The organism is Listeria swaminathanii, from assembly GCF_014229645.1.
In the GTDB taxonomy this organism is placed as follows: domain Bacteria; phylum Bacillota; class Bacilli; order Lactobacillales; family Listeriaceae; genus Listeria; species Listeria swaminathanii.
Genome location: NZ_JAATOD010000001.1, coordinates 1352260 through 1373414, shown reverse-complemented (window position 1 = coordinate 1373414; position 21155 = coordinate 1352260). Strand labels below are relative to the sequence as shown.

The following is a 21155-nucleotide window of genomic DNA, read 5'->3' as shown; positions in this document are numbered from 1 at the left end:
GATGACTAATTGGAAAGAAAAATCAAAAGCATCATTTCAACTGAACGACAAAACGTATCATTACTACAAACTTAAAACCTTAGAAGAGGACAAGCTTACAAACATCGAGAAACTACCTTATTCTGTACGTGTTTTACTGGAATCTGTATTAAGACAAGCAGATGGTCGCGTCATTAAGGATTCACACGTGGAAGACTTAGCCCACTGGTCAAAAGATGGCAATGAAGGCGAAGTACCATTCAAACCAGCGCGCGTTATTCTACAAGATTTCACAGGAGTTCCAGCAGTCGTTGATTTAGCTTCTTTACGTAAAGCAATGGCGGACCTTGGCGGCGATCCAGAAAAAATCAATCCAGAAATTCCGGTTGATTTGGTTGTCGATCACTCGGTACAAGTTGATAGCTATGCGAATCCAGAGGCACTTAAAATCAATATGGACCTTGAATTCAAACGCAACATGGAACGTTATCAGTTTTTAAATTGGGCACAAAAAGCATTTGATAACTATCGTGCCGTTCCACCTGCAACAGGTATCGTTCACCAAGTTAACTTAGAGTATTTAGCAAACGTCGTAATTGCGAATGAAGTAGCAGACGGCGAATTTGTAGCGTTCCCGGATTCCCTTGTTGGAACAGATAGCCATACAACGATGATTAACGGTATTGGCGTTTTAGGTTGGGGCGTTGGCGGTATCGAAGCAGAAGCTGGCATGCTCGGTCAACCTTCTTACTTCCCAATTCCAGAAGTTATCGGCGTAAAATTAATCGGCGCTTTGCCAAACGGAGCTACAGCAACCGATTTTGCACTAAAAGTAACTCAAGTTTTACGGGAACAAAAAGTAGTAGGGAAATTTGTTGAATTCTTCGGCCCAGGTGTTGCGACATTGCCACTTGCTGACCGCGCAACCGTTGCGAACATGGCTCCAGAATACGGCGCAACTTGCGGATTTTTCCCAGTCGACAAAGAAGCGCTTAACTACTTAAAACTTACTGGCCGTGACAAAGAACAAATCGAATTAGTAGAAGCTTATCTAGAAGCGAACGATTTATTCTTCACACCAGAAAAAGTAGAACCAAACTACACGCAAACAGTGGAAATCGATCTTTCTGCGATTGAACCAAATTTAGCGGGACCAAAACGTCCACAAGATTTGATTCCACTTTCGAAAATGAAAGAAACATTCCGTGAATCCATTACTGCAAAAGCCGGGAACCAAGGATTCGGACTAGATAAATCAGCCTTAGACAAAGAAGTAACCGTTACATTTGGCAATGGCGATCAATCCACTATGAAAACTGGTTCGGTTGCAATCGCGGCTATCACTAGTTGTACCAATACATCTAACCCATATGTCATGCTAAGCGCCGGTTTAGTCGCTAAAAAAGCAGTCGAAAAAGACTTAGAAGTACCAAAATTCGTAAAAACCTCCTTAGCTCCCGGTTCCAAAGTTGTAACAGGCTACTTGGAAAAAGCTGGCTTACTTCCATATTTAGAAAAACTAGGATTTGACTTAGTTGGTTATGGTTGTACGACATGTATCGGTAACTCAGGTCCATTAAAAGAAGAAATTGAAGAAGCTATTCAAGATAGCGATTTGCTCGTTTCCGCCGTATTAAGTGGTAACCGTAACTTTGAAGGCCGTATTCATGCACTTGTGAAAGCAAACTTCTTAGCTTCACCACCGCTTGTCGTAGCCTATGCGCTTGCTGGAACAACAAATGTTGATATGCTAACGGAACCAATCGGACGCGGGAATAACGGCGAAGAAGTCTTCTTAGACGATATTTGGCCAAGTTCAGAAGAAGTGAAGGCGCTTGTTGAAGAAACCGTAACGCCAGAACTTTTCCGCGAACAATATGCCCACGTTTTTGATGAAAATGAAGCTTGGAACGCGATTGAAACAACCGAGGATGCTCTATACAAATGGGATGAAAATTCGACGTATATCGCTAATCCGCCATTCTTTGACAATTTAGCAAAAGAAGCTGGCAAAGTAGAAGCATTATCCGGACTTCGCGTTATCGGTAAATTTGGTGACTCCGTTACAACCGACCATATTTCACCAGCTGGAGCAATCGGCAAAGATACGCCAGCCGGGAAATTCCTTCAAGAAGAAGGCGTAGCAATTCGTGATTTCAACTCATACGGCTCTCGTCGTGGTCATCACGATGTTATGATGCGCGGAACATTTGCGAATATCCGTATTAAAAACCAAATCGCACCAGGAACAGAAGGCGGCTATACGACTTACTGGCCAACTGGCGAAGTAATGTCGATTTACGATGCTTCTAGAAAATATATCGAAAATAACACTGGCTTAGTCATTCTTGCTGGCGACGATTACGGAATGGGTTCCTCACGTGACTGGGCTGCCAAAGGAACGAACTTACTAGGAATTAAAACAGTTATCGCAAAAAGCTACGAACGGATTCATCGTTCTAACCTTGTAATGATGGGTGTTTTACCACTTCAATTCCAACCAGGCGAAGATGCCGAAACATTAGGCCTAACTGGTTCAGAAAGCTTACAAGTCGAAATCGGTGAAGATGTAGCGCCAAGAGACCTCGTAAAAGTAACCGCTGTTCGTGAAGACGGCTCAAGCATTACTTTCGATGCACTTGCACGCTTTGACTCAGAAGTAGAAATTGATTATTACCGTCATGGCGGGATTTTACCAATGGTCCTACGTGGCAAATTGAAATAACTTGTAAAAAAGAGGCGAGCCAAAAAAAGTTCGTCTCTTTTTTATTTTCACTTGCAAAAACAGAACGTATGTTTTATTATTGGTTAATAGGAGGCTTGAGCGAATGCGGTATCAAAAGATAAGTTTCATTACGACAGGAATAATTGCGGTGGTAGTAGGGTATCTTATTTTCACAAGTGACTATCAACCGGATGTTCCGAACTGGCTGCTCTTTTTATTTTTAGCATTAAGTATTGCTGTAGCAGTTAGTCAGTGGAAAGAAAAACGACTAATTTGGAGTTGTATTGGCCTGTTTGTGGCTGTTTTAATTAGCGTGCATTATATTTTAACTATATAGGAGGAACTCACTTGCCTGAAGAATTACGTTGCCCATGGTCGATTAATGATCCGTTTGAACTAGAATATCATGATAAAGAATGGTGTGTCCCGAGTAAAGACGACACATATTTATTTGAGATGCTTAATTTAGAAGGAGCGCAAGCCGGGCTCTCATGGAGATTGATTTTACATAAAAGAAAAGCCTATCAAGAAGCTTTTTTTCACTTTGATATTGATAAATGCGCATTGCTGACGGATGATGAGTTAGCGACAATTGTTGAGGAAGCGGCAATTGTGAAGAACCGTCTAAAAGTAAAAGCAGTTCGTACCAACGCGCTAGCTACACAAAGAGTCCAAGCTGAATTTGGATCATTTGCTAACTACATTTGGGGTTTTACAAATGGAGAGCGAATTATTAACGAATGGCATGGAATGGGAGAAGTCCCAGCTAGCACAGAGTTATCCGAAAAAGTCAGTAAAGATTTAAAGAAACGCGGTTTTAAATTTGTTGGACCCGTAATCATTTATTCTTATTTACAAGCGATTGGTATTCTTGATGATCATTTGCGCTCGTGCCCATTCCATACGCTTAATAGGGAGGGGACGAAATGATTCCAGCAAAGTTAAAACAAGGCGATGAAATCCGTATTATTGCACCAAGTCGTTCTATCGGCATCATGGCTGAGAATCAAGTCGAGATTGCAGTTAAGCGCCTAACTGACATGGGTTTTAAAGTCACTTTTGGCGAACACGTAGCAGAAATGGATTGTATGATGAGCTCTAGCATTCGCTCGCGAGTAGCTGATATCCACGAAGCCTTCAATGATTCCAATGTAAAAGCGATTTTAACCGTTATCGGCGGTTTTAATAGCAATCAATTGTTACCATATTTAGATTATGATTTAATTTCGGAAAACCCTAAAATTTTATGCGGTTTTTCAGATATTACGGCACTCGCAACAGCCATTTACACACAAACCGAACTGATTACTTATTCCGGTGCGCATTTTTCTAGTTTTTCAATGGAAAAAGGTCTGGACTATGTACTTGAATCATTTAGTGATTGTTTATTACAAAAAGAGCCATTCACACTTAAAGAAAGTGCGGCATGGAGTGATGATGACTGGTATTTGGATCAAGAGAATCGAAATTTCATCCCGAATGACGGATTAGTTGTTATGCAACCGGGAGAGGCAGAAGGGACTATTATTGGCGGGAACTTATGCACGCTTAATTTACTGCAAGGAACCGAATATATGCCGAATTTGGCGGGTGCGATCTTGTTTATTGAAGACGATTTTATGACTGTTCCAGAAACATTTGACCGTGATTTGGAATCGCTACTTAGCCAACCGGGTGCAGATGAGATTCAAGGGCTGGTAATCGGTCGTTTCCAACAGAAAACAGCAATGACGGCGGAGAAATTAGCTTATATCATTGAAACGAAGACGGCTTTACAAAAAATCCCTGTTATATCTGGCGCGGATTTTGGACATACACAGCCAATTGCGACTTTCCCAATTGGTGGAACCGCAAGAATTGATACAAATCATATCGATAAAATTCAAATTATTAGACATTAAAAAAAGGCTGTCCAATGCGGACAGCCTTTTTAAAATTTAACTTAAAGCGACATCTCGTTTTTTGAATAAGAAGAATGTGAAGAAGAGGATAATCGCTGTATAAACACCTAACCCGGCGATGATTTGCCAATCTGCCAAGCCACCAGCGATTTTGTCGCCGCCAACTGTGTCGTTTAGGCTAAGCAAGTTGAAGATAATCCATTTCATCCAGTCGTATTTTTCAATAGCGAGAGGAAGTAGTTGGCGAATAATTCCACCTGAGAATAGTACACCAACGCCGACACCAACTGCAAGGGCTTGTGAACGAACGACAGATGAGAAGAAGAACGCGATAGTTGCGTATACGATCATCAGTAAGAAGTTCGTACCGAGTAGCATCCAAGCGTGTTCCCAAGCTGTCATTGCACCCGTTGAAGGGGAGAGCGGCATGAAAATAGATTGTTTTGGTAAAATAAACGAAAAGATAAAGCTAGCTAAAAGTAGTGTGATGGAGCTAATAACGCTATAAAAAATACACATGATATATTTAGAGAAAAGTATCTGACTTCTAGAGTACGGACGCGTTAGTAATAGCTTGATAGTACCACCAGAAAACTCGGTTGCAACGATGATACTTGCTACAACAACAACGAGCATTGTCGCAATGGCTCCGGAGCTACCTAATGAAGCAAAGAAATCTGCACTTGAAATTCCAGCTGTGTTACTAGCAGGTTTTTTGCCTGCATCTGCGTAAGCTTGGTAGAAATCAATTTGTTTTTGGATCATTTCTTTTTCATCTTTGTTTGGAGCTACTTGTTTTTGGGCTTTTAAATAAGCAACAGAATCTGTTAATGATAATGTTTCGGATTTATATGTCGGATTACCATCTTTATCAGCCGAATTCCAGTATTCTTCTTCGCTGACTGGTGCACCTTTATTATCATAATAAGCAGTAATCCCGGCATTACTTGCATCGCCGCCTTCAGTACCACTTGTATCTATTTTACTCACAAAAAACATTAATAGAGCAAGAGCTAAAACTGCTACAAATAAGACAATTTGCATAATCCAACTTGATTTTCTCGAGAATAATTTGGTAAATTCATTTTTTACTAATGCTATCATACTTCCGCACCTCCACCTTTAGTTAATTCAAGGAATCGCTCTTCAAGGGAGGCTTGAAGTGGAACCATTTCTAATAAATCAATATTTGCTTGAATAATCGCGCGGGCAATTAGATGTATATCTTCATGAGCCACTTCGATTTTGAATAAATCATCTTTTTGAGCAACGAGTTTGACTGGGAGTGTAGGGAGAACTGTTTTAGTTGCTTCGGGATCGCTGACTTTTAATTTGTAGACAGCAACATGATTTTCAACGAGATCACTCATTTTTTCAATATGCGTTAAAACACCTTTATTAATAATCGCGAATCGATCCGTAATTTGTTGGATTTCGCTCAGTAAATGGCTGGAAATTAAAACAGAAGTGCCGTTTGTCGCTAAGTCGCGAATCAGCGTTCTAAATTCAGCCATACCTTGTGGATCAAGTCCGTTGGTAGGTTCATCTAAAATAAGTAGAGCAGGGCTATGAATTAATGCTTGGGCAACACCTAAACGTTGGCGCATACCAAGGGAATAGGTTTTTACTTTCTGGTCAATTGCGCCTGTAAGTTTGACAAGTTCAACGATTTCACGAATGTGTTCGTCGGTAATGTTTTTTTGACTCATGCGCGCGAATTGCTTTAAGTTTGCCCATCCAGACATATACATATAAAATTCTGGATTTTCAATAATTGCGCCTACTTCAGAAATAGCTGCTTTATATTCTGTGTCGACATTTTTACCATTAATAAAAACGGTACCTTCTGTGCGACGAATTAAACCAACAATCGAGCGGATGATAGTCGTTTTACCAGCACCGTTTGGGCCAAGTAAACCAAATACTTCTCCTTTATGTATGTCAAAGCTGATATCGTGGACAATATTTTTTTGCCCAATTTTTTTCGTGACATGTTCTAATTTTAAAACTGTCTCAGTCATGAACTCACTCCTTTTCTTCTCTCACTTCTAAATTGTACTATTTTTTAGTTCTAAATACATTCGACTAGAGAAGGGGGAAAAATCATACTTTAGTAGTAGACACGTTTTCTAAGTTGAGTTGCCAGTCAATACTGTAGTGGTCGATTACTTTCGCGTATTTTGCGCCCCAAAATGTATTTTGAATTGGAATTTCGACGGTGCCGGTTTTGGAAAGTAGGACAAAAGCATGAACGAATTCTGCTTCGGAACTAAAATTCACCGCAAGTGATAGGCGATTACCCGCGTCTGTTTCGCCTTCAAACGTATCAGAGAAATAAAATAAATCTTTTTTCTCTTTCGTAAGTCTCGCATGTAGGATTCGTTCTCCTAGTTTTTTATCTCCAGAAAATCCTTCCATCTCGTGAAAGTAACGCGTTTGCGTAATTTCTGCTTGGAACACTTTTTTATAAAAGTCTAGTGCTTCCTGGGCTTCCCCGTCAAAAGTAAAATAGGGAACCGCTACTTGTATCATTAAATCAACTCCATTCTTGTTTCATTATACTAATTTTAGTACTAAAGCGAAAGCGCAAGCCCTGGGATGGACTTGCGCTTTCTTCTAACTTTATATATTAATGGTGGACAAGTTAGCTAGTTTCAGACACCTTTGTAAGCTTCTAGGTAAATTTCTTTTAGTTCGCTTACAAGAGGTTGTTTAGGGTTGGCAGTAGTACATTGGTCCATGAATGCGCGATCTGCAAGTGTATCTACAACAGCATCCAAGTCTTTTTTAGCAACATTTTGTCCTTTAAGACTCATGTCGATACCAACATCTTTACCAAGTTTGATGATTTCATCTACAAGTGATTTAACGCCTTCTTCTGTAGTTGTAGCAGGGAAGCCGATAATACGAGAGATACGAGCATAATCTTCATCAGCACGGAAGCTTTCATATCTTGGGAATAACGCATGTTTTTTAGGTTTAAGTGCGTTATAACGGATAACGTGTGGCATAAGGATTGCATTCGCACGACCGTGAGGAATGTGGAATTCAGGTCCAATTTTGTGAGCCAAGCTATGGTTAATTCCTAGGAACGCATTCGCAAACGCCATACCAGCTAGGGCAGAAGCATTATGCATTTTTTCACGCGCATCTGGGTCACCAGTAAGAACGGATTCACGTAAGTTTTCAAAAACAAGTTCGATTGCGCGGATGGAAAGTCCACGAGTATAATCGCTTGCCATTACGGATACATAAGATTCAATTGCGTGAGTTAGAACGTCCATACCAGTATCAGCAGTAATATGTGCTGGAACAGTTGTTACGTATTGTGCATCGACAATCGCAACGTCTGGAGTTAGTTCGTAGTCAGCAAGAGGGTATTTAATGTTGTTTTCTTTATCTGTAATAACCGCAAATGGAGTTACTTCAGAACCTGTACCACTTGTTGTTGGAATCGCAACAAATTTCGCTCTTTGACCAAGTTTAGGATATTTGAATGTACGTTTACGGATATCTAAGAATTTTTGTTTTAGGCCGAAGAATGAAGCTTCTGGTTGTTCATAAAATAACCACATACCTTTGGCAGCATCCATTGCAGAACCACCACCAAGAGCGATAATTGTGTCTGGTTTGAAGTCTTTCATTAATTCTGCACCTTTATAGACTGTTACGTCAGATGGATCTGGTTCTACGTCAGCAAATACTTGGTAAGATACGTCATTGCCACGTTTTTTCAAGTGTTCAATTACAACATCAACGTATTTGAATTGAACCATTCCTGGGTCAGTTACGATAAATACGCGTTCAACGCCTTCCATTTTTTGAAGGTATTGAGTGGAATATTTTTCAAAGAAAATTTTTGGTGGAAGTTTGAACCATTGCATATTATTTCTCCGATCCGCGATACGTTTAACGTTCAGCAAGTTAGTCGCACTTACATTTTGTGATACAGAGTTTTTACCATAAGATCCACAACCAAGAGTTAGGGAAGGGATGAAGCCATTATATATGTCACCGATACCGCCTTGTGCGCTTGGTGCGTTTACAATGATACGGCAAGCTTTCATACGGATACCAAATGCTTTTTGAACTTCTCTATCAGTAGAGTGAATAACTGCGGAGTGTCCAAGTCCTCCGTATACTAACATTTCTTCACAACGATCGAATGCTTCTGCTTGGTTAGCAGCTTCGATAAATGCAAGAACTGGGCTTAATTTTTCGTGAGATAGTGGGTATTTGTCGCCAACACCTTTAATTTCAGCTACAAGAATTTTTGTATCTTCTGGAACTTTGAAGCCAGCTTGGTTTGCAATCCATGCAGGGGATTTACCAACTACATCTGGGTTAAGTGTTCCTTTTTCAGGGTTGATAACATAGCTTTCTAATTTTTTGAATTCAGCGCCTTTAACGAAGTAGCAGTTGTTGGCTTCCATTTCTGCTTTAACTTCTTTAGCTACTTCTTTGTCTACGATTACTGCTTGTTCAGAAGCACAAATCATACCTTGGTCAAAAGATTTAGAAAGAATGATGTCATTAACAGAACGTTTGATTTTAGCTGTTTTGTCAATGTAAGCTGGTACGTTACCTGGTCCAACACCTAGTGCAGGTTTACCAGTAGAGTATGCTGATTTAACCATTCCAGCACCACCAGTTGCAAGAACAAGTGCTACTTTATCGTGGTTCATTAATTGTTTTGTTGCTTCTAGGGAAGGTTTTTCTACCCATTGAATACAATGTTCTGGTGCTCCAGCTGCAATTGCTGCCTCGTAAACAACTCTTGCTGCTTCAGATGAACAACGTTGCGCACTTGGATGGAAAGCAAAGATGATTGGGTTACGCGTTTTAATGGCGATAATTGCTTTGAAAAGGGTAGTAGATGTTGGGTTAGTTACTGGTGTAACGCCGGCAACAACACCAACTGGTTCAGCAATTTCAATCACACCTGTTTGTACGTCTTCGTTAATAACGCCGACTGTTTTATTATTTTTGATGCTGTTCCAAATATATTCTGTCGCGAAGATGTTTTTAATACATTTATCTTCGTATAATCCACGTCCAGTTTCTTCTACTGCTAATTTTGCAAGGGGCATATGTTGGTCAAGTCCGGCAAGCGCCATTGCGTGTACGATATTGTCTACTTGTTCTTGGTTGTAACTTTCAAATGCTTTCAATGCTTTTTGTCCATTGTCTGCTAATCTGTCAATCACTTTTTGAACTTCTAATACTTCTTGGGCCGCATTTTCTTTAATTGCCATTTTCCAGAACCTCCTAATATTTGTTCGGGACTCAAAACGTCCATAGTAGACTTTTAACGTCCCTGATAATCCAAAAAAATTTGGCTTGTTGCTTCGCCGTATTCATTTGTTTTATTTGATTACACCGTTAGTATAATCCATCAATAAAAGTTTGTCCAGTGTTTCACGTGAAAAACTTCACAAATAAGCAAAGATAGTTGGAAAGTCCTTTGAGAAAGTCACTTTTTGGTTAATTAGGCATGGTTTTAGAGAATGGATTTGTCGGTGGATTTTTAGCTATTTATCTTTGGGAATTGTTTTTAATCAATGGTTTTTGTTGCTAATAGGAGTGAAGGAGAATAGAGATAATGGCAGGGGCGTTTTTTGAAAATGATACTTTTCTATGTATAGTTCTTTTTTCTTACTTGTTTATTAGTTATTGTTTTGCTTCTTTTTATTATAAAGTGGTTTTATTTGCTTGACTTTCGAGATTTTCTTATGTAAGATGAACACAAGTAAAAAATGATAGCTTTGATGAAGAGTAAGTAGCATGATGAAAGTTTTTAGAGAGCTGACGGTTGGTGAAAGTCAGTAGCGGACATGATGTGAATGGACTTCTGAGCTCTGATCTGAAAAGAGTTTTCTTAGTAGGATACAGCGATTAGGCCTTATCGTTACACAAGGCGCCCATTCGGAAGTTGGATGGATTAAGTGAACTGTTTTTGCAGTTAATCAAGGTGGTACCACGGGTCTCTCGTCCTTGTCTAGTATATTTGCTAGGCTTGGAGAGAGACCCTTTTTTAATTTTATAAAACGAAAACATCAAACAAGAATAGTACTTTTTCATCGATTTTTACAGAGAGTTGGCGCACGGTGAGAGCTGACAAATAGATGAATTAGGAATGGGCCTTGTGCGTGATACCTTGAAATTAAGTAGGGGTGAACGGGTGCTCCCGTTATAGAGCAGCTGCGAAATAAAGCAGCACTGAGATAGGATTTATTCCTAAAATGAGGTGGCACCGCGATAACTCGTCCTCTGAAAAAGCATTACTTTGCGCTTTTTCAGAGGACTTTTTTTATTTTAGTGAAGAAGAAGGGATGATTTAGATGAGAAAAATGAAGAAAATGGATGCAGATACATTAACCGCGATTTTGGCATTTCAAAGACTTTCTGGTACGGGGAAAAGCTTGCTTGAAGGTGCGGCTAAAGATGCTGAGGCGGGGCGTTATTCCATTATTGCTATCAACCCAGTGCATGAAATTAAAGTATATCAACATGATTATTATATAGATGGAACACATCAAGTTGTAACGGATCCATTAAAAGCTATTGAATTATTTATTGAAAAGGCGAAAGAGGACGAAGCGGATTTGCCGCTAGACTCGGGAGCGATTGGTTATGTAGGTTATGACGTAATTTCGCTTTATGAAAAGTTAGGCGAGCTCCCAGTGGAAACGCGGGATATGCCGGATATTCGTTTTTACGTTTATGAAAGTTTTGTGATTATGGATCATCAGGCGGAAGAACTTATTTTAGTGCAAGATAATTGTTATTCGGGCAGAAGTGAGGCGGAACTGGATAAGGCGCTCGAAGTGATGGAACTGGAACTGACTACACCGAAAATTGCGGAACATCAGGCGGTTCATGTTCCTAAGATGACATATAAGAGCAATTATACGAAGGAAGAATACATGGATTTAGTAAAAAAAGCGAAAACGTATATCCAAGATGGCGACTTCTTTCAAATAGTTCTTTCACAGCGACTCGAAGCGGATTTTACAGTGACGCCATTTGATTATTACCGAAAATTACGTTTGCTAAATCCTTCGCCTTATCTTTATTTTATTGATTTTGGCGATACTGTTTTAATTGGTTCTTCGCCGGAGAGTCTGATTAAAACGAAGGGGCGCACGGTTATCACAAACCCTATCGCAGGGACAAGACGGCGCGGGGCTACGAAACAAGAAGATGAACTGTTAGCGGCGGAATTATTATCGGATGAGAAAGAGCTTGCAGAGCACCGGATGTTAGTGGATTTAGGACGCAATGATATTGGCAAAATTGCCGAAACGGGATCGGTTCACGTACCAGTTTATCTTACTATTGAAAGATACCGTTTCTTAATGCATCTAGTTTCTGTTGTAGAAGGAACGTTGAAACCCGAACTAACTGCAATGGATGCTCTCCGGTCGACGTTGCCAGCTGGCACGGTTAGTGGAGCACCGAAAATAAGAGCGATGCAACGAATTTATGAATGGGAAAATGTGAAACGTGGTCCATATGCCGGGGCGGTTGGTTATTTAACGAAAAATGGTGATTCGGATTTTGCGCTTTCGATTAGAACGATGGTAGTCCACGATGAGAAAGCCTACGTGCAAGCCGGAGCGGGGATTGTTTATGATTCTGATCCGGAAAGCGAATACTTAGAAACGTTGCAAAAAGCGAAGGCACTTTTGGAGGTGGGAGAATGATTTTATTAATTGATAACTATGATTCTTTTACGTTTAACTTGGAGCAATATTTGGCAGAATTTAGTGAAGTTGTGGTAAAGCGAAATGATGCGGCTGATTTAATGGCAGTTGCGGATTTGGCGGATGGAATTGTACTTTCGCCGGGACCGGGGAAACCAAGTGAGGCTGGACTTTTAGAAGAAGTGGTTGCGAAATTTGCGAAAGAAAAACCGTTGTTAGGGATTTGTTTAGGGCATCAAGCCATTGGAGAAGTGTTTGGCGGGGAAGTGAAGCGAGCGGCGAAAATTCGTCACGGTAAAGTTTCAACAATGCGACAAACCGGCGGAGCTATCTTTGCTAATTTGCCAGAAGAGGTTCCGGTGATGCGCTACCATTCTTTAATAGTAGATAAAAACACGTTGCCAGATATTTTAGAAGTTTTGGCGGTGGCGACAGATGATGCGGAAGTGATGGCGATGAAAGTGAAAAATTATCCGGTTTACGGTTTGCAATTTCATCCAGAATCAATTGGTACGATTGATGGAAAACAAATGATGGAAAATTTTATTACAATCGTGGAAAGGGTGCGGGAAAATGGAAATCTTACTACAAAAAGTATATGATCAAGAAAATTTATCTAAAGCGGAAATGAATAGCGTTGCCACAGAAATTTTTGAGGGGCGACTATCGAAAACGAAAATTGCTGCCTTTTTAATGGCGCTGAAAGTCAAAGGGGAAACAGCGGAGGAAATGGCGGGAATAGCAGAGGCAATGCAACAAGTTGCTATCCAAGTTGATTTTCCAGCTGGAACGGCGATGGATAACTGCGGTACAGGTGGAGATAAATCTAATAGTTTCAATATAAGTACCACTTCTGCCTTTGTTCTTGCGGCTGCGGGGATACCAGTTGCGAAACATGGAAACCGAAGCATTTCTAGTCGGTCTGGGAGTGCAGATGTTTGTCAGGAATTAGGAATTGATATTAATATGCGTCCGGAAGACATGACGTATTTACTTGAAAATGTCGGGATTGCCTTTTTGTTCGCGCCACATGTTCATCCGAATATGAAGTATGTTATGGATGTGCGAAAAGAGCTTGGAACGCCAACAATTTTTAATTTAATTGGGCCGTTAACGAATCCGGTTCATTTAGAAACACAATTAATGGGTATTTATCGTCGTGATTTACTTGAGCAAACAGCGCAAGTGCTAGGACAACTAGGGCGGAAACGGGCGGTCGTTTTAAATGGCGCTGGTTTTATGGATGAAGCTTCTTTAGCTGGTGAAAATCATTACGCTTTATATGAAAACGGAGAAGTTCGATTATACACACTGCGTCCAGAAGAAGTTGGTCTGGCGAGTTATCCGCTCGAAGCGATTAAAGGCGGGGATGCCAAAGAAAATGCAGAAATCCTTCGTAGTGTACTTGACGGTGAACCTGGAGCTTACCTCGACACGGTGCTATTAAATGCCGGATTTGGTTTATTCGCAAATGGCAAAGTGGCGACGGTGAAAGAAGGCGTAGATGTAGCAAGAGATATAGTTAGAAGTGGTTTAGCCAAACAAAAATTGGCAGATTTAATTACTTATCAAAAAGAGGTGCTAGCGAAATGACATTTTTAGAAGAGATTTTAGCTCAAAAAGCAGTCGAAGTTGCCGCGATGCCACGAGAGAAAATAGGCGAAAAACGGAAAACTTATTCGTTTTATGAATTTTTAAAAGCAAATACGACCGCGATGCAATTAATTGCCGAAGTAAAGCGTGCTTCGCCATCAAAAGGTGAAATTAATATGGGAGTGGATCCGGTTGCTCAAGCAAAATCGTATCAAGCGGCTGGTGCGGGAATGATTTCCGTTTTGACTGACCCGGTTTTTTTCAAAGGTTCGATTGAAGATTTGCGAGAAGTGGCGCGAAATGTGGAAATTCCAGTACTTTGTAAAGACTTTATTATTAGCGAAAAACAATTGATTCGTGCTCGGAATGCGGGAGCGACTGTTGTGTTATTGATTATTTCGGCGCTTACGGAAGAGGAGCTGGAAACCCTTTTTGAACAGGCGGTTGCACTTGATTTGGAAGTGTTAGTAGAAGTGCATGACCAGGCAGAATTAGCAATTGCGCAAAAACTTGGTGCTAAATTAATCGGTGTCAACAATCGCAATTTGCACACATTTGAGGTCGATATTGCGGTAAGTGAGACGCTTGCCGGTGATTTTTTCACGGATGCTTGTTTTATTAGTGAATCCGGATTTAGAACGGCAGAAGATGTTGCTCGAGTTAGTCAAAAATATAATGCAGTCCTTGTCGGAGAGGCGCTTATGCGAGAAGAAACTCCGGAAGTAGCAGCAAAAAGTTTGAAGGTGAAACGATGAAAGTGAAAATTTGTGGCTTGAAAAAAGCGGTGGATGTAAAGGCAGCAGTCGAAAATGGCGCGGATATGATTGGATTTGTTTTTGCGAAAAGCAGACGCCAAGTAACGATTGAACAAGCGCATGAACTAGCCAAAAATATTCCAGCGAATGTAAAAAAAGTGGGAGTTTTCGTTAATCCAACTGAAGACGAGTTAACAGCAGCAATCAAAGGCGTTCCATTAGACGTCGTTCAACTTCACGGCCAAGAACCGGCCGAACAAGCAAACCGTACAGATGCCGAAGTAATTAAAGCTTTCCCGATTAAAGACGGCAAACTTCCGGATACTATAAATGATTATCCAAATGCCGCTGTTTTACTCGACGCCCCGGCAGAAGAATACGAAGGTGGCAGCGGAAAAACTTTTGATTGGGACAAAATAGATCGCGATAAACTGCTGAAAAATAAATTGATAATTGCTGGTGGACTAAATGCTGAAAATGTTCAAGAAGCCATTAAACGCTTTGAACCATATGCAGTAGATATTTCCTCTGGCGTCGAAACAAACGGCGAAAAAGATCCAGAAAAAATTAAAACCTTCATTAAAACAGCAAAAGGAGTGGAGAAATAATGACATATCAAGCACCTGACGAAAATGGCTTTTACGGGAAATTTGGTGGCAGATTTGTGCCAGAAACTTTAATGAAAGCAGTGAAAGAATTAGATGAAGCTTACCGAGCATCCAAAACAGATCCAGCTTTCCAACAAGAATTAAACTACTATTTAAAGGAATATGTTGGTCGGGAAACGCCGCTTTATTTTGCAGAACAACTCACTGCACATGCTGGCGGGGCGAAAATTTATTTAAAACGGGAAGATTTGAATCATACTGGCGCGCATAAAATCAATAATACGATTGGTCAAGCATTACTCGCTCGCCAAATGGGCAAGCAAAAAGTTGTAGCTGAAACAGGCGCTGGGCAACATGGTGTGGCAACTGCAACAGTAGCAGCACTTTTTAATATGGAATGTACGATTTTTATGGGGGAGGAAGACGTCAAACGTCAATCGCTCAATGTGTTTAGAATGGAGCTACTTGGTGCAAAAGTGGTGAGCGTGAAAGCTGGTAGCCGGACACTGAAAGATGCGGTTAATGAAGCGCTGCGATTCTGGGTGGCGAATGTAGAAGATACGCATTATATTATGGGATCTGTTCTTGGACCACACCCGTTTCCAGAAATTGTGCGTGATTACCAAAGCGTAATCGGGATTGAAGCACGGAAGCAACATTTGGAAAAAGAAGGCAAGCTTCCAGAAGCAATCGTGGCTTGTGTTGGTGGCGGTAGTAATGCGATGGGCTTATTTTATCCATTTGTCGATGATGCTTCCGTTCAAATGCATGGTGTCGAAGCAGCAGGACACGGTCTCGAAACAGAATTTCATGCAGCGACTATTTCCAAAGGTGAAATTGGTATTTTGCATGGGGCGATGATGGATGTTTTACAAGATGAAAATGGTCAAATTCTCGAGGCATTCTCGATTTCAGCTGGATTGGATTACCCGGGCATCGGTCCTGAACACAGCTTTTTCCGTGATTTAGGTCGTGCGGAGTATCATTCTGTTACGGATGACGAGGCAGTCGAAGCATTTCAATTGTTATGCCGTACAGAGGGGATTATTCCGGCACTCGAAAGTTCGCACGCTATTAGTTATGCCGTCAAATTGGCAAGCAAAATGCGCCCAGAGGAAAGTATGGTTGTTTGTTTATCCGGTCGCGGAGACAAAGACGTTAACCAACTAAAAGAACGTTTGGAGGGACAAGCAAATGACTAAAACCTTAACAAGAAAGCTAGCGAATAAAGAGCATGCGGCTGTAGTTACCTATATTATGGGAGGGGACGGCGGTTTAGACGCGTTGGAAGAACAGTTATTATTCTTAGAAAAATCAGGCGTGAGCGCAATTGAGATTGGGATTCCTTTTTCAGATCCAGTTGCTGATGGGCCGATTATTCAACTTGCTGGTTTGCGCGCCTTAAAAGAGCATGTCAGTTTAGAAGCCATTTTAACGAAATTACAAGCTAGTAAAGTGCAAATTCCGCTCATTATCATGAGCTATATCAATCCGATTTTCCATCTAGGTATTCCAAAATTTGTTGAGTTGCTGCAAAAAACGCCGGTAAAAGGGCTTATTATTCCAGATTTGCCTTATGAACATCAAACGCTCATTACACCGGAACTCGAAGGAACAGATATCGCGCTTATCCCGCTCGTTTCATTGACTAGTCCGAAAGAGCGTCTAGAAGAAATTGCGAAACAAGCTGAAGGATTTATTTATGCGGTGACGGTCAACGGGACAACTGGCGTACGGACTGAATTTGACACGCATATTGATAGCCATTTAGCTTATTTAAAAAGCATTAGTCCTGTTCCAGTTCTTGCGGGGTTTGGGGTTTCCTCCATCGAACATGTAGAAAAATTTGCGCATGTCTGTGATGGTGTGATTATCGGAAGTAAAGTTGTGCAAATGTTGCACGAAGAGAAATCCGCTGAACTAGGCGCATTTTTGCAAAAGGCTGCAGAAGTTCGAATCGAAAACTAATTACTACTTACAATTTCTCTTTAAATATGGTAAAGTCTGGTGTATAGAATGTTAAAGAGGAGTTGTAAGGATGTCTGTTGAAGTTAAACCAGAGCATGCTAGAATGCTCAATAACACAAAGAATATCACACTAGGAATAGCGATAGTTTCGACTATTCAAACCGTATTAAGTTCGTTTTCAATTGTATCCCTTTTAGCGATACAACAAAAAAAGGAAGTACTTGCTAATGCAAGTGTAACTGCTGTTGTTCAAAATCTTATTATGACGACAACAATTATGGCGGTACTTTGTATCGCATTTACCATTATTCTATTTCTTTCTTTTAACAAGCTGAGAAAAGGCATTATCATTTCACCGATTGTGTATTACTTATATGCTGCGTTTACTGTTCTTGGTGTTGTTTTATCAATGATTAATAGTGGTGTGAACTTTTTATCGCTCATTTTACCGGCCGTACTACTTGCTTTAAGTGTCATTTGTATTTTAAATCTTAGACGCATGAAGTAAGGGAGCATGATTTTTACATAACAGATATTCAGACAGACTTACAAAGAAAAAATCAATTGAGGTAACAGAAATTATGAGTTCAAAATTAATGCGCGGGACCGCTGTACTAACAGCAGGAACTTTGCTGTCAAAAATTTTAGGGATTTTATATGTCATTCCATTTTACTGGATTGCGGGCGGGGAACAGGCGACAATTCTCTATCAATATGGCTATGTTCCGTACCAAATTTTCTTAAATATCGCGACAGCTGGAGTTCCATTAGCAGTTGCCAAATATATTTCGAAATATAATTCGTTAAATGAATATGCATTGAGTCAAAGGTTATATAAATCAAGTACGTATTTAATGCTATTTACAGGGATTGTCAGCTTTTTAGTGATGTACATTTTTGCACCGATCTTAGCTGGAATGCAAGAAGTCAGTGGTGGAACAAGTATTGAAGATATTACATCGGTTATTCGAGCAGTGAGTTTCGCCTTGCTGATTATTCCGGTTATGAGTTTACTTCGCGGTTATTTCCAAGGGTTTCATTCAATGGGACCTTCTGCTGTATCACAAGTAATTGAGCAAGTAGCGAGAATTATATTTTTACTTGCAAGTACGTATATTGTGCTTCATGTGTTGAATGGAAGCCTTGTAACAGCAATGAGTTTAGCGACTTTCGCGGCGTTTGTTGGAGCGTTTTTCAGTTTGATTTGCCTCATTTGGTATTACCGGAAACGGAAGCCCGGCATTCAAAAAATGATTGCTGGTAGTGACAACAAGTTACGCGTTTCGACTTTCCACTTATTAAAAGAAATTTCGATATCTGCCGTACCGTTTATCATTGTTGGGATGGCGATGTCGCTTTATCAGCAAATTGATTTGTTTACATTTGCGCGAATTTTAACATATGATGGCATGGCTGGAAAAACGGCAGAAGACTTGCTTTCTATTTTCAACTTTTCTGTCCAAAAAATTATTATGATTCCTGGGACACTGGCTTTAGCGTTTTCTATGACGCTTGTGCCGTTAGTGGCAGCTTCTTTTCATAAAGGGCGGCTTCGGGAAGTGCATCATCATTTAACAGCTGTGTTTCAAGTGTTATTATTTTTAGTTGTGCCAGCGTGTCTTGGAATTGCGATTTTGGCTGATCCGCTATACACCATTTTCTATGGCTATAATGCGGATGGCTCGATGTTACTCCAGTTCTTTGCACCATTTGCAATTTTCTTCTCGCTATTTAGTGTCACGGCGGCGATTTTGCAAGGAATCGATGAGCAGCGTTACACCGTTCTAAGTCTACTACTAGGCCTACTGACAAAATCAGTGTTGCAAATGCCTTTAATCTTACTTCTTGGAGCAAAAGGAGGGGCACTAGCAACCGGACTTGGCTATATTGTTTCTGTCACATTCACTATCTGGATTATTAAAAAATATGCGAACTACTCCTTTAAATATATTATGAGGCGACTCTTGCTTATTTTAGGAATTAGCGCAGTGATGCTGATGAGTGTCTGGATCATTTATCAAGGGTTAACTTTATTTTTAAATCCGCATGCGCGCTTGACGGCCTTAGTGATTGTTTTTATTGCGGCTGGATTTGGTGCTTATATTTATGCGTTTTTAGCTGCAAAAGCAGGGCTCTTGAAATATATCCTTGGAGATCGGATGTATAAAATTCGTAAAAAACTTCATTTGATTTAAACTTTTTGTAAAGAACAAGCCGATATTTATTTTGGTTTGTTCTTTTTTTTTAAAAGAGTTAATGGTAAAGTAAACAAGGATATATAATTTAATGTAAAGGAAGTTAGACGATGGGTTCAAAACTGCTCAGAGGAACATTTATTCTGACGCTAGGGACATTAATCTCTAAAGTGCTCGGAATATTGTATGTGATTCCGTTTTATGCGATTATTGGAGGAGATGAACCAGCGCTTCTGTACAATTTCGGTTATGTGCCGTATCAATTATTCTTAAGCATTGCAACTGCAGGTATTCCGCTGGCTGTTGCTAAATATATAGCAAAATATAATGCGATGGAAGAATACGCGGTAGGCCGACGTTTATTTAAAACCGGTGTATATTTAATGATTTTCTCCGGTATTGTCTGTTTCCTAGCGATGTATGGACTTGCTCCGACACTTGCTCGTATGCAACAACTCGAGGGTGGGTATAGTTTAGCGGACGGGATTCAGGTTATTCGTGCAGTTAGTTTTGCCTTACTTATTATTCCAGTCATGAGTTTACTTCGAGGATTTTTCCAAGGATATAATTCGATGGGGCCATCTGCTGTATCACAAGTTTTAGAACAAGTTGTTCGAATTATGTTCTTGCTTGCTGGCACATTTATTGTGATGTATATGCTTGATGGAAATGTTGTAACAGCAATTAGTATCGCTACATTTTCCGCTTTTGTAGGTGCTTTTGCCAGTTTGATTTTACTACTATGGTATTATTACAAACGAAAACCCGGACTTGACCGAATGCTTTTAGAGGACAGAGGAACAGTAAAAATATCTATTCCGACACTCTATAAAGATATTATTCTATCGGCAATTCCTTTTATTATTGTTGGTTCGGCAACTTCGCTTTATCAGCTGATTGACCAATTTACGTTAGGGCGGGTATTAGAATACATTGGTATTACGCCAGAATTAGTGAATTCTTACGTGGCGATTATTAACTTTGATGTACAAAAATTGATTATGATTCCTGGGACGCTCGCGATTGCGTTCTCGATGGCGCTAGTTCCACTTGTGACCGGCGCTTATGTACGAAAAGAATATGCCCAAGTGAAGCGCCAATTAAATGACGTTTTTCAAATTTTATTATTTTTAACAATTCCAGCTTGTTTTGGGATTGCGATGTTAGCAAGACCGTTATTCACGGTGTTCTTTTCGCCAAGTGATAATGGGACAGCCTTGCTACAATTATTTGCGCCAATTGCGATTTTATTCTCGCTATTTAGCGTATCTGCCGCCGTCTTACAAGGGATTGATGAACAACGATTTACGGTACTGGGTTTATTACTCGGTTTGCTTGCGAAATCGGTTCTGCAAATGCCGCTAATTATGTTATTTGAAGCAAAAGGATCAATTATTGCAACGGGGATTGGCTATGCTGTATCGTGTATTTTCATGCTACTTATTATTAAGAAATATGTTCGTTTCTCTTTCAAAGTTATTTTGCGGCGAACCGTGCTCTTCTTTGCAATGACAGCCTTAATGGGACTTGTAGTCATTGTACTCTATGTAGTAATGTCTAATTTTGTTACACCAGACCGGAAAATTCCAGCATTAATGCTTACTGTTGTTTGTGGTGGAGTAGGAGCAATTTTCTACGGTTATATGGCATTTAAACTTCATCTATCTGATAAATTATTCGGACCACGCGGAACAAGATTACGTGAAAAACTAAGAATTCGCTAGG

Annotated in this window: 18 protein-coding genes and 2 other annotated features; of the genes, 14 read left to right on the top strand and 4 right to left on the bottom strand. The window is 40.2% G+C overall.

Translation table 11 applies throughout. The features are described 5' to 3' along the window. The first annotated feature begins 1 nt into the window (after nt 1). The 4 genes from acnA to HCX62_RS06800 all read left to right on the top strand — a co-directional run bounded on the left by acnA (nt 2) and on the right by HCX62_RS06800 (nt 4605). Nucleotides 2-2704 (top strand): aconitate hydratase AcnA, encoded by a 2703-nt coding sequence (gene acnA, locus HCX62_RS06815; RefSeq protein WP_185637906.1) that lies wholly within the window; start codon nt 2-4, stop codon nt 2702-2704. A gap of 103 nt (nt 2705-2807) precedes the next feature. Further along, nucleotides 2808-3041, top strand: coding sequence for a hypothetical protein (locus HCX62_RS06810; RefSeq protein ID WP_185637904.1), 234 nt, complete (start codon nt 2808-2810; stop codon nt 3039-3041). An 11-nt stretch (nt 3042-3052) separates the two neighbouring features. Continuing rightward, nucleotides 3053-3634, top strand: coding sequence for a DNA-3-methyladenine glycosylase I (locus HCX62_RS06805; RefSeq protein ID WP_185637903.1), 582 nt, complete (start codon nt 3053-3055; stop codon nt 3632-3634). After that, entirely contained in the window at nt 3631-4605 is a 975-nt protein-coding gene (locus HCX62_RS06800; protein ID WP_185637901.1) for a S66 family peptidase, read from the top strand. Before HCX62_RS06805 ends, HCX62_RS06800 begins: the two co-directional genes overlap by 4 nt. Before the next feature lie 36 nt (nt 4606-4641). On the opposite strand, the gene HCX62_RS06795 is transcribed toward HCX62_RS06800, so the two are convergent. From HCX62_RS06795 to lap, 4 genes are all read right to left on the bottom strand, one after another. Next, entirely contained in the window at nt 4642-5709 is a 1068-nt protein-coding gene (locus HCX62_RS06795) for an ABC transporter permease (RefSeq protein ID WP_185637899.1), read from the bottom strand. Further along, nucleotides 5706-6626: an ABC transporter ATP-binding protein gene (locus HCX62_RS06790; protein WP_185506974.1), complete on the bottom strand. Its 921-nt coding sequence runs from the start codon at nt 6624-6626 to the stop codon at nt 5706-5708. The genes HCX62_RS06795 and HCX62_RS06790 overlap by 4 nt, the downstream gene beginning before the upstream one ends. A gap of 82 nt (nt 6627-6708) precedes the next feature. Beyond that, the gene (locus tag HCX62_RS06785) at nt 6709-7137 is read right to left on the bottom strand and encodes a VOC family protein (RefSeq protein ID WP_185637898.1); all 429 of its coding nucleotides are present in this window, start codon (nt 7135-7137) and stop codon (nt 6709-6711) included. 122 nt (nt 7138-7259) lie between these two features. After that, nucleotides 7260-9860 carry an adhesion-mediating acetaldehyde/alcohol dehydrogenase LAP gene (gene lap, locus HCX62_RS06780; RefSeq protein WP_185637896.1) on the bottom strand — a complete coding sequence of 867 codons (2601 nt, stop codon included), beginning with the start codon at nt 9858-9860 and terminating at the stop codon, nt 7260-7262. Nucleotides 9861-10361: 501 nt separating this feature from the next. Further along, nucleotides 10362-10604 (top strand) — a binding site (T-box leader). A gap of 48 nt (nt 10605-10652) precedes the next feature. Further along, nucleotides 10653-10879: a binding site (T-box leader), on the top strand. Between the two features lie 67 nt (nt 10880-10946). On the opposite strand from lap, the gene trpE reads away from it, so the two are divergent. The 10 genes from trpE (at nt 10947) to HCX62_RS06730 (ending at nt 21154) form a co-directional block, all read left to right on the top strand. Beyond that, the gene (gene trpE, locus HCX62_RS06775; protein WP_185637894.1) at nt 10947-12311 is read left to right on the top strand and encodes an anthranilate synthase component I; all 1365 of its coding nucleotides are present in this window, start codon (nt 10947-10949) and stop codon (nt 12309-12311) included. Continuing rightward, nucleotides 12308-12913: an anthranilate synthase component II gene (locus HCX62_RS06770; protein WP_185637892.1), complete on the top strand. Its 606-nt coding sequence runs from the start codon at nt 12308-12310 to the stop codon at nt 12911-12913. Before trpE ends, HCX62_RS06770 begins: the two co-directional genes overlap by 4 nt. Further along, nucleotides 12885-13904, top strand: coding sequence for an anthranilate phosphoribosyltransferase (trpD, locus tag HCX62_RS06765; RefSeq protein WP_185637890.1), 1020 nt, complete (start codon nt 12885-12887; stop codon nt 13902-13904). The genes HCX62_RS06770 and trpD overlap by 29 nt, the downstream gene beginning before the upstream one ends. Further along, complete coding sequence (gene trpC / locus HCX62_RS06760) at nt 13901-14659, top strand: indole-3-glycerol phosphate synthase TrpC (RefSeq protein ID WP_185637888.1); 759 nt, start codon at nt 13901-13903, stop codon at nt 14657-14659. Before trpD ends, trpC begins: the two co-directional genes overlap by 4 nt. Further along, nucleotides 14656-15267, top strand: coding sequence for a phosphoribosylanthranilate isomerase (locus HCX62_RS06755; RefSeq protein WP_185637886.1), 612 nt, complete (start codon nt 14656-14658; stop codon nt 15265-15267). The genes trpC and HCX62_RS06755 overlap by 4 nt, the downstream gene beginning before the upstream one ends. Continuing rightward, on the top strand, nt 15267-16469 hold the full coding sequence (gene trpB / locus HCX62_RS06750) for a tryptophan synthase subunit beta (protein ID WP_185600093.1): 1203 nt from the start codon (nt 15267-15269) through the stop codon (nt 16467-16469). The genes HCX62_RS06755 and trpB overlap by 1 nt, the downstream gene beginning before the upstream one ends. Continuing rightward, entirely contained in the window at nt 16462-17235 is a 774-nt protein-coding gene (trpA, locus tag HCX62_RS06745; RefSeq protein ID WP_185637884.1) for a tryptophan synthase subunit alpha, read from the top strand. Before trpB ends, trpA begins: the two co-directional genes overlap by 8 nt. 70 nt (nt 17236-17305) lie before the next feature. Next, nucleotides 17306-17743, top strand: coding sequence for a hypothetical protein (locus HCX62_RS06740; RefSeq protein WP_185637883.1), 438 nt, complete (start codon nt 17306-17308; stop codon nt 17741-17743). 73 nt (nt 17744-17816) lie between these two features. Beyond that, nucleotides 17817-19430 (top strand): putative polysaccharide biosynthesis protein, encoded by a 1614-nt coding sequence (locus HCX62_RS06735; protein WP_185637881.1) that lies wholly within the window; start codon nt 17817-17819, stop codon nt 19428-19430. A 110-nt stretch (nt 19431-19540) separates the two neighbouring features. Next, nucleotides 19541-21154: a putative polysaccharide biosynthesis protein gene (locus HCX62_RS06730; RefSeq protein ID WP_185637879.1), complete on the top strand. Its 1614-nt coding sequence runs from the start codon at nt 19541-19543 to the stop codon at nt 21152-21154. Nucleotide 21155 lies beyond the last annotated feature (1 nt).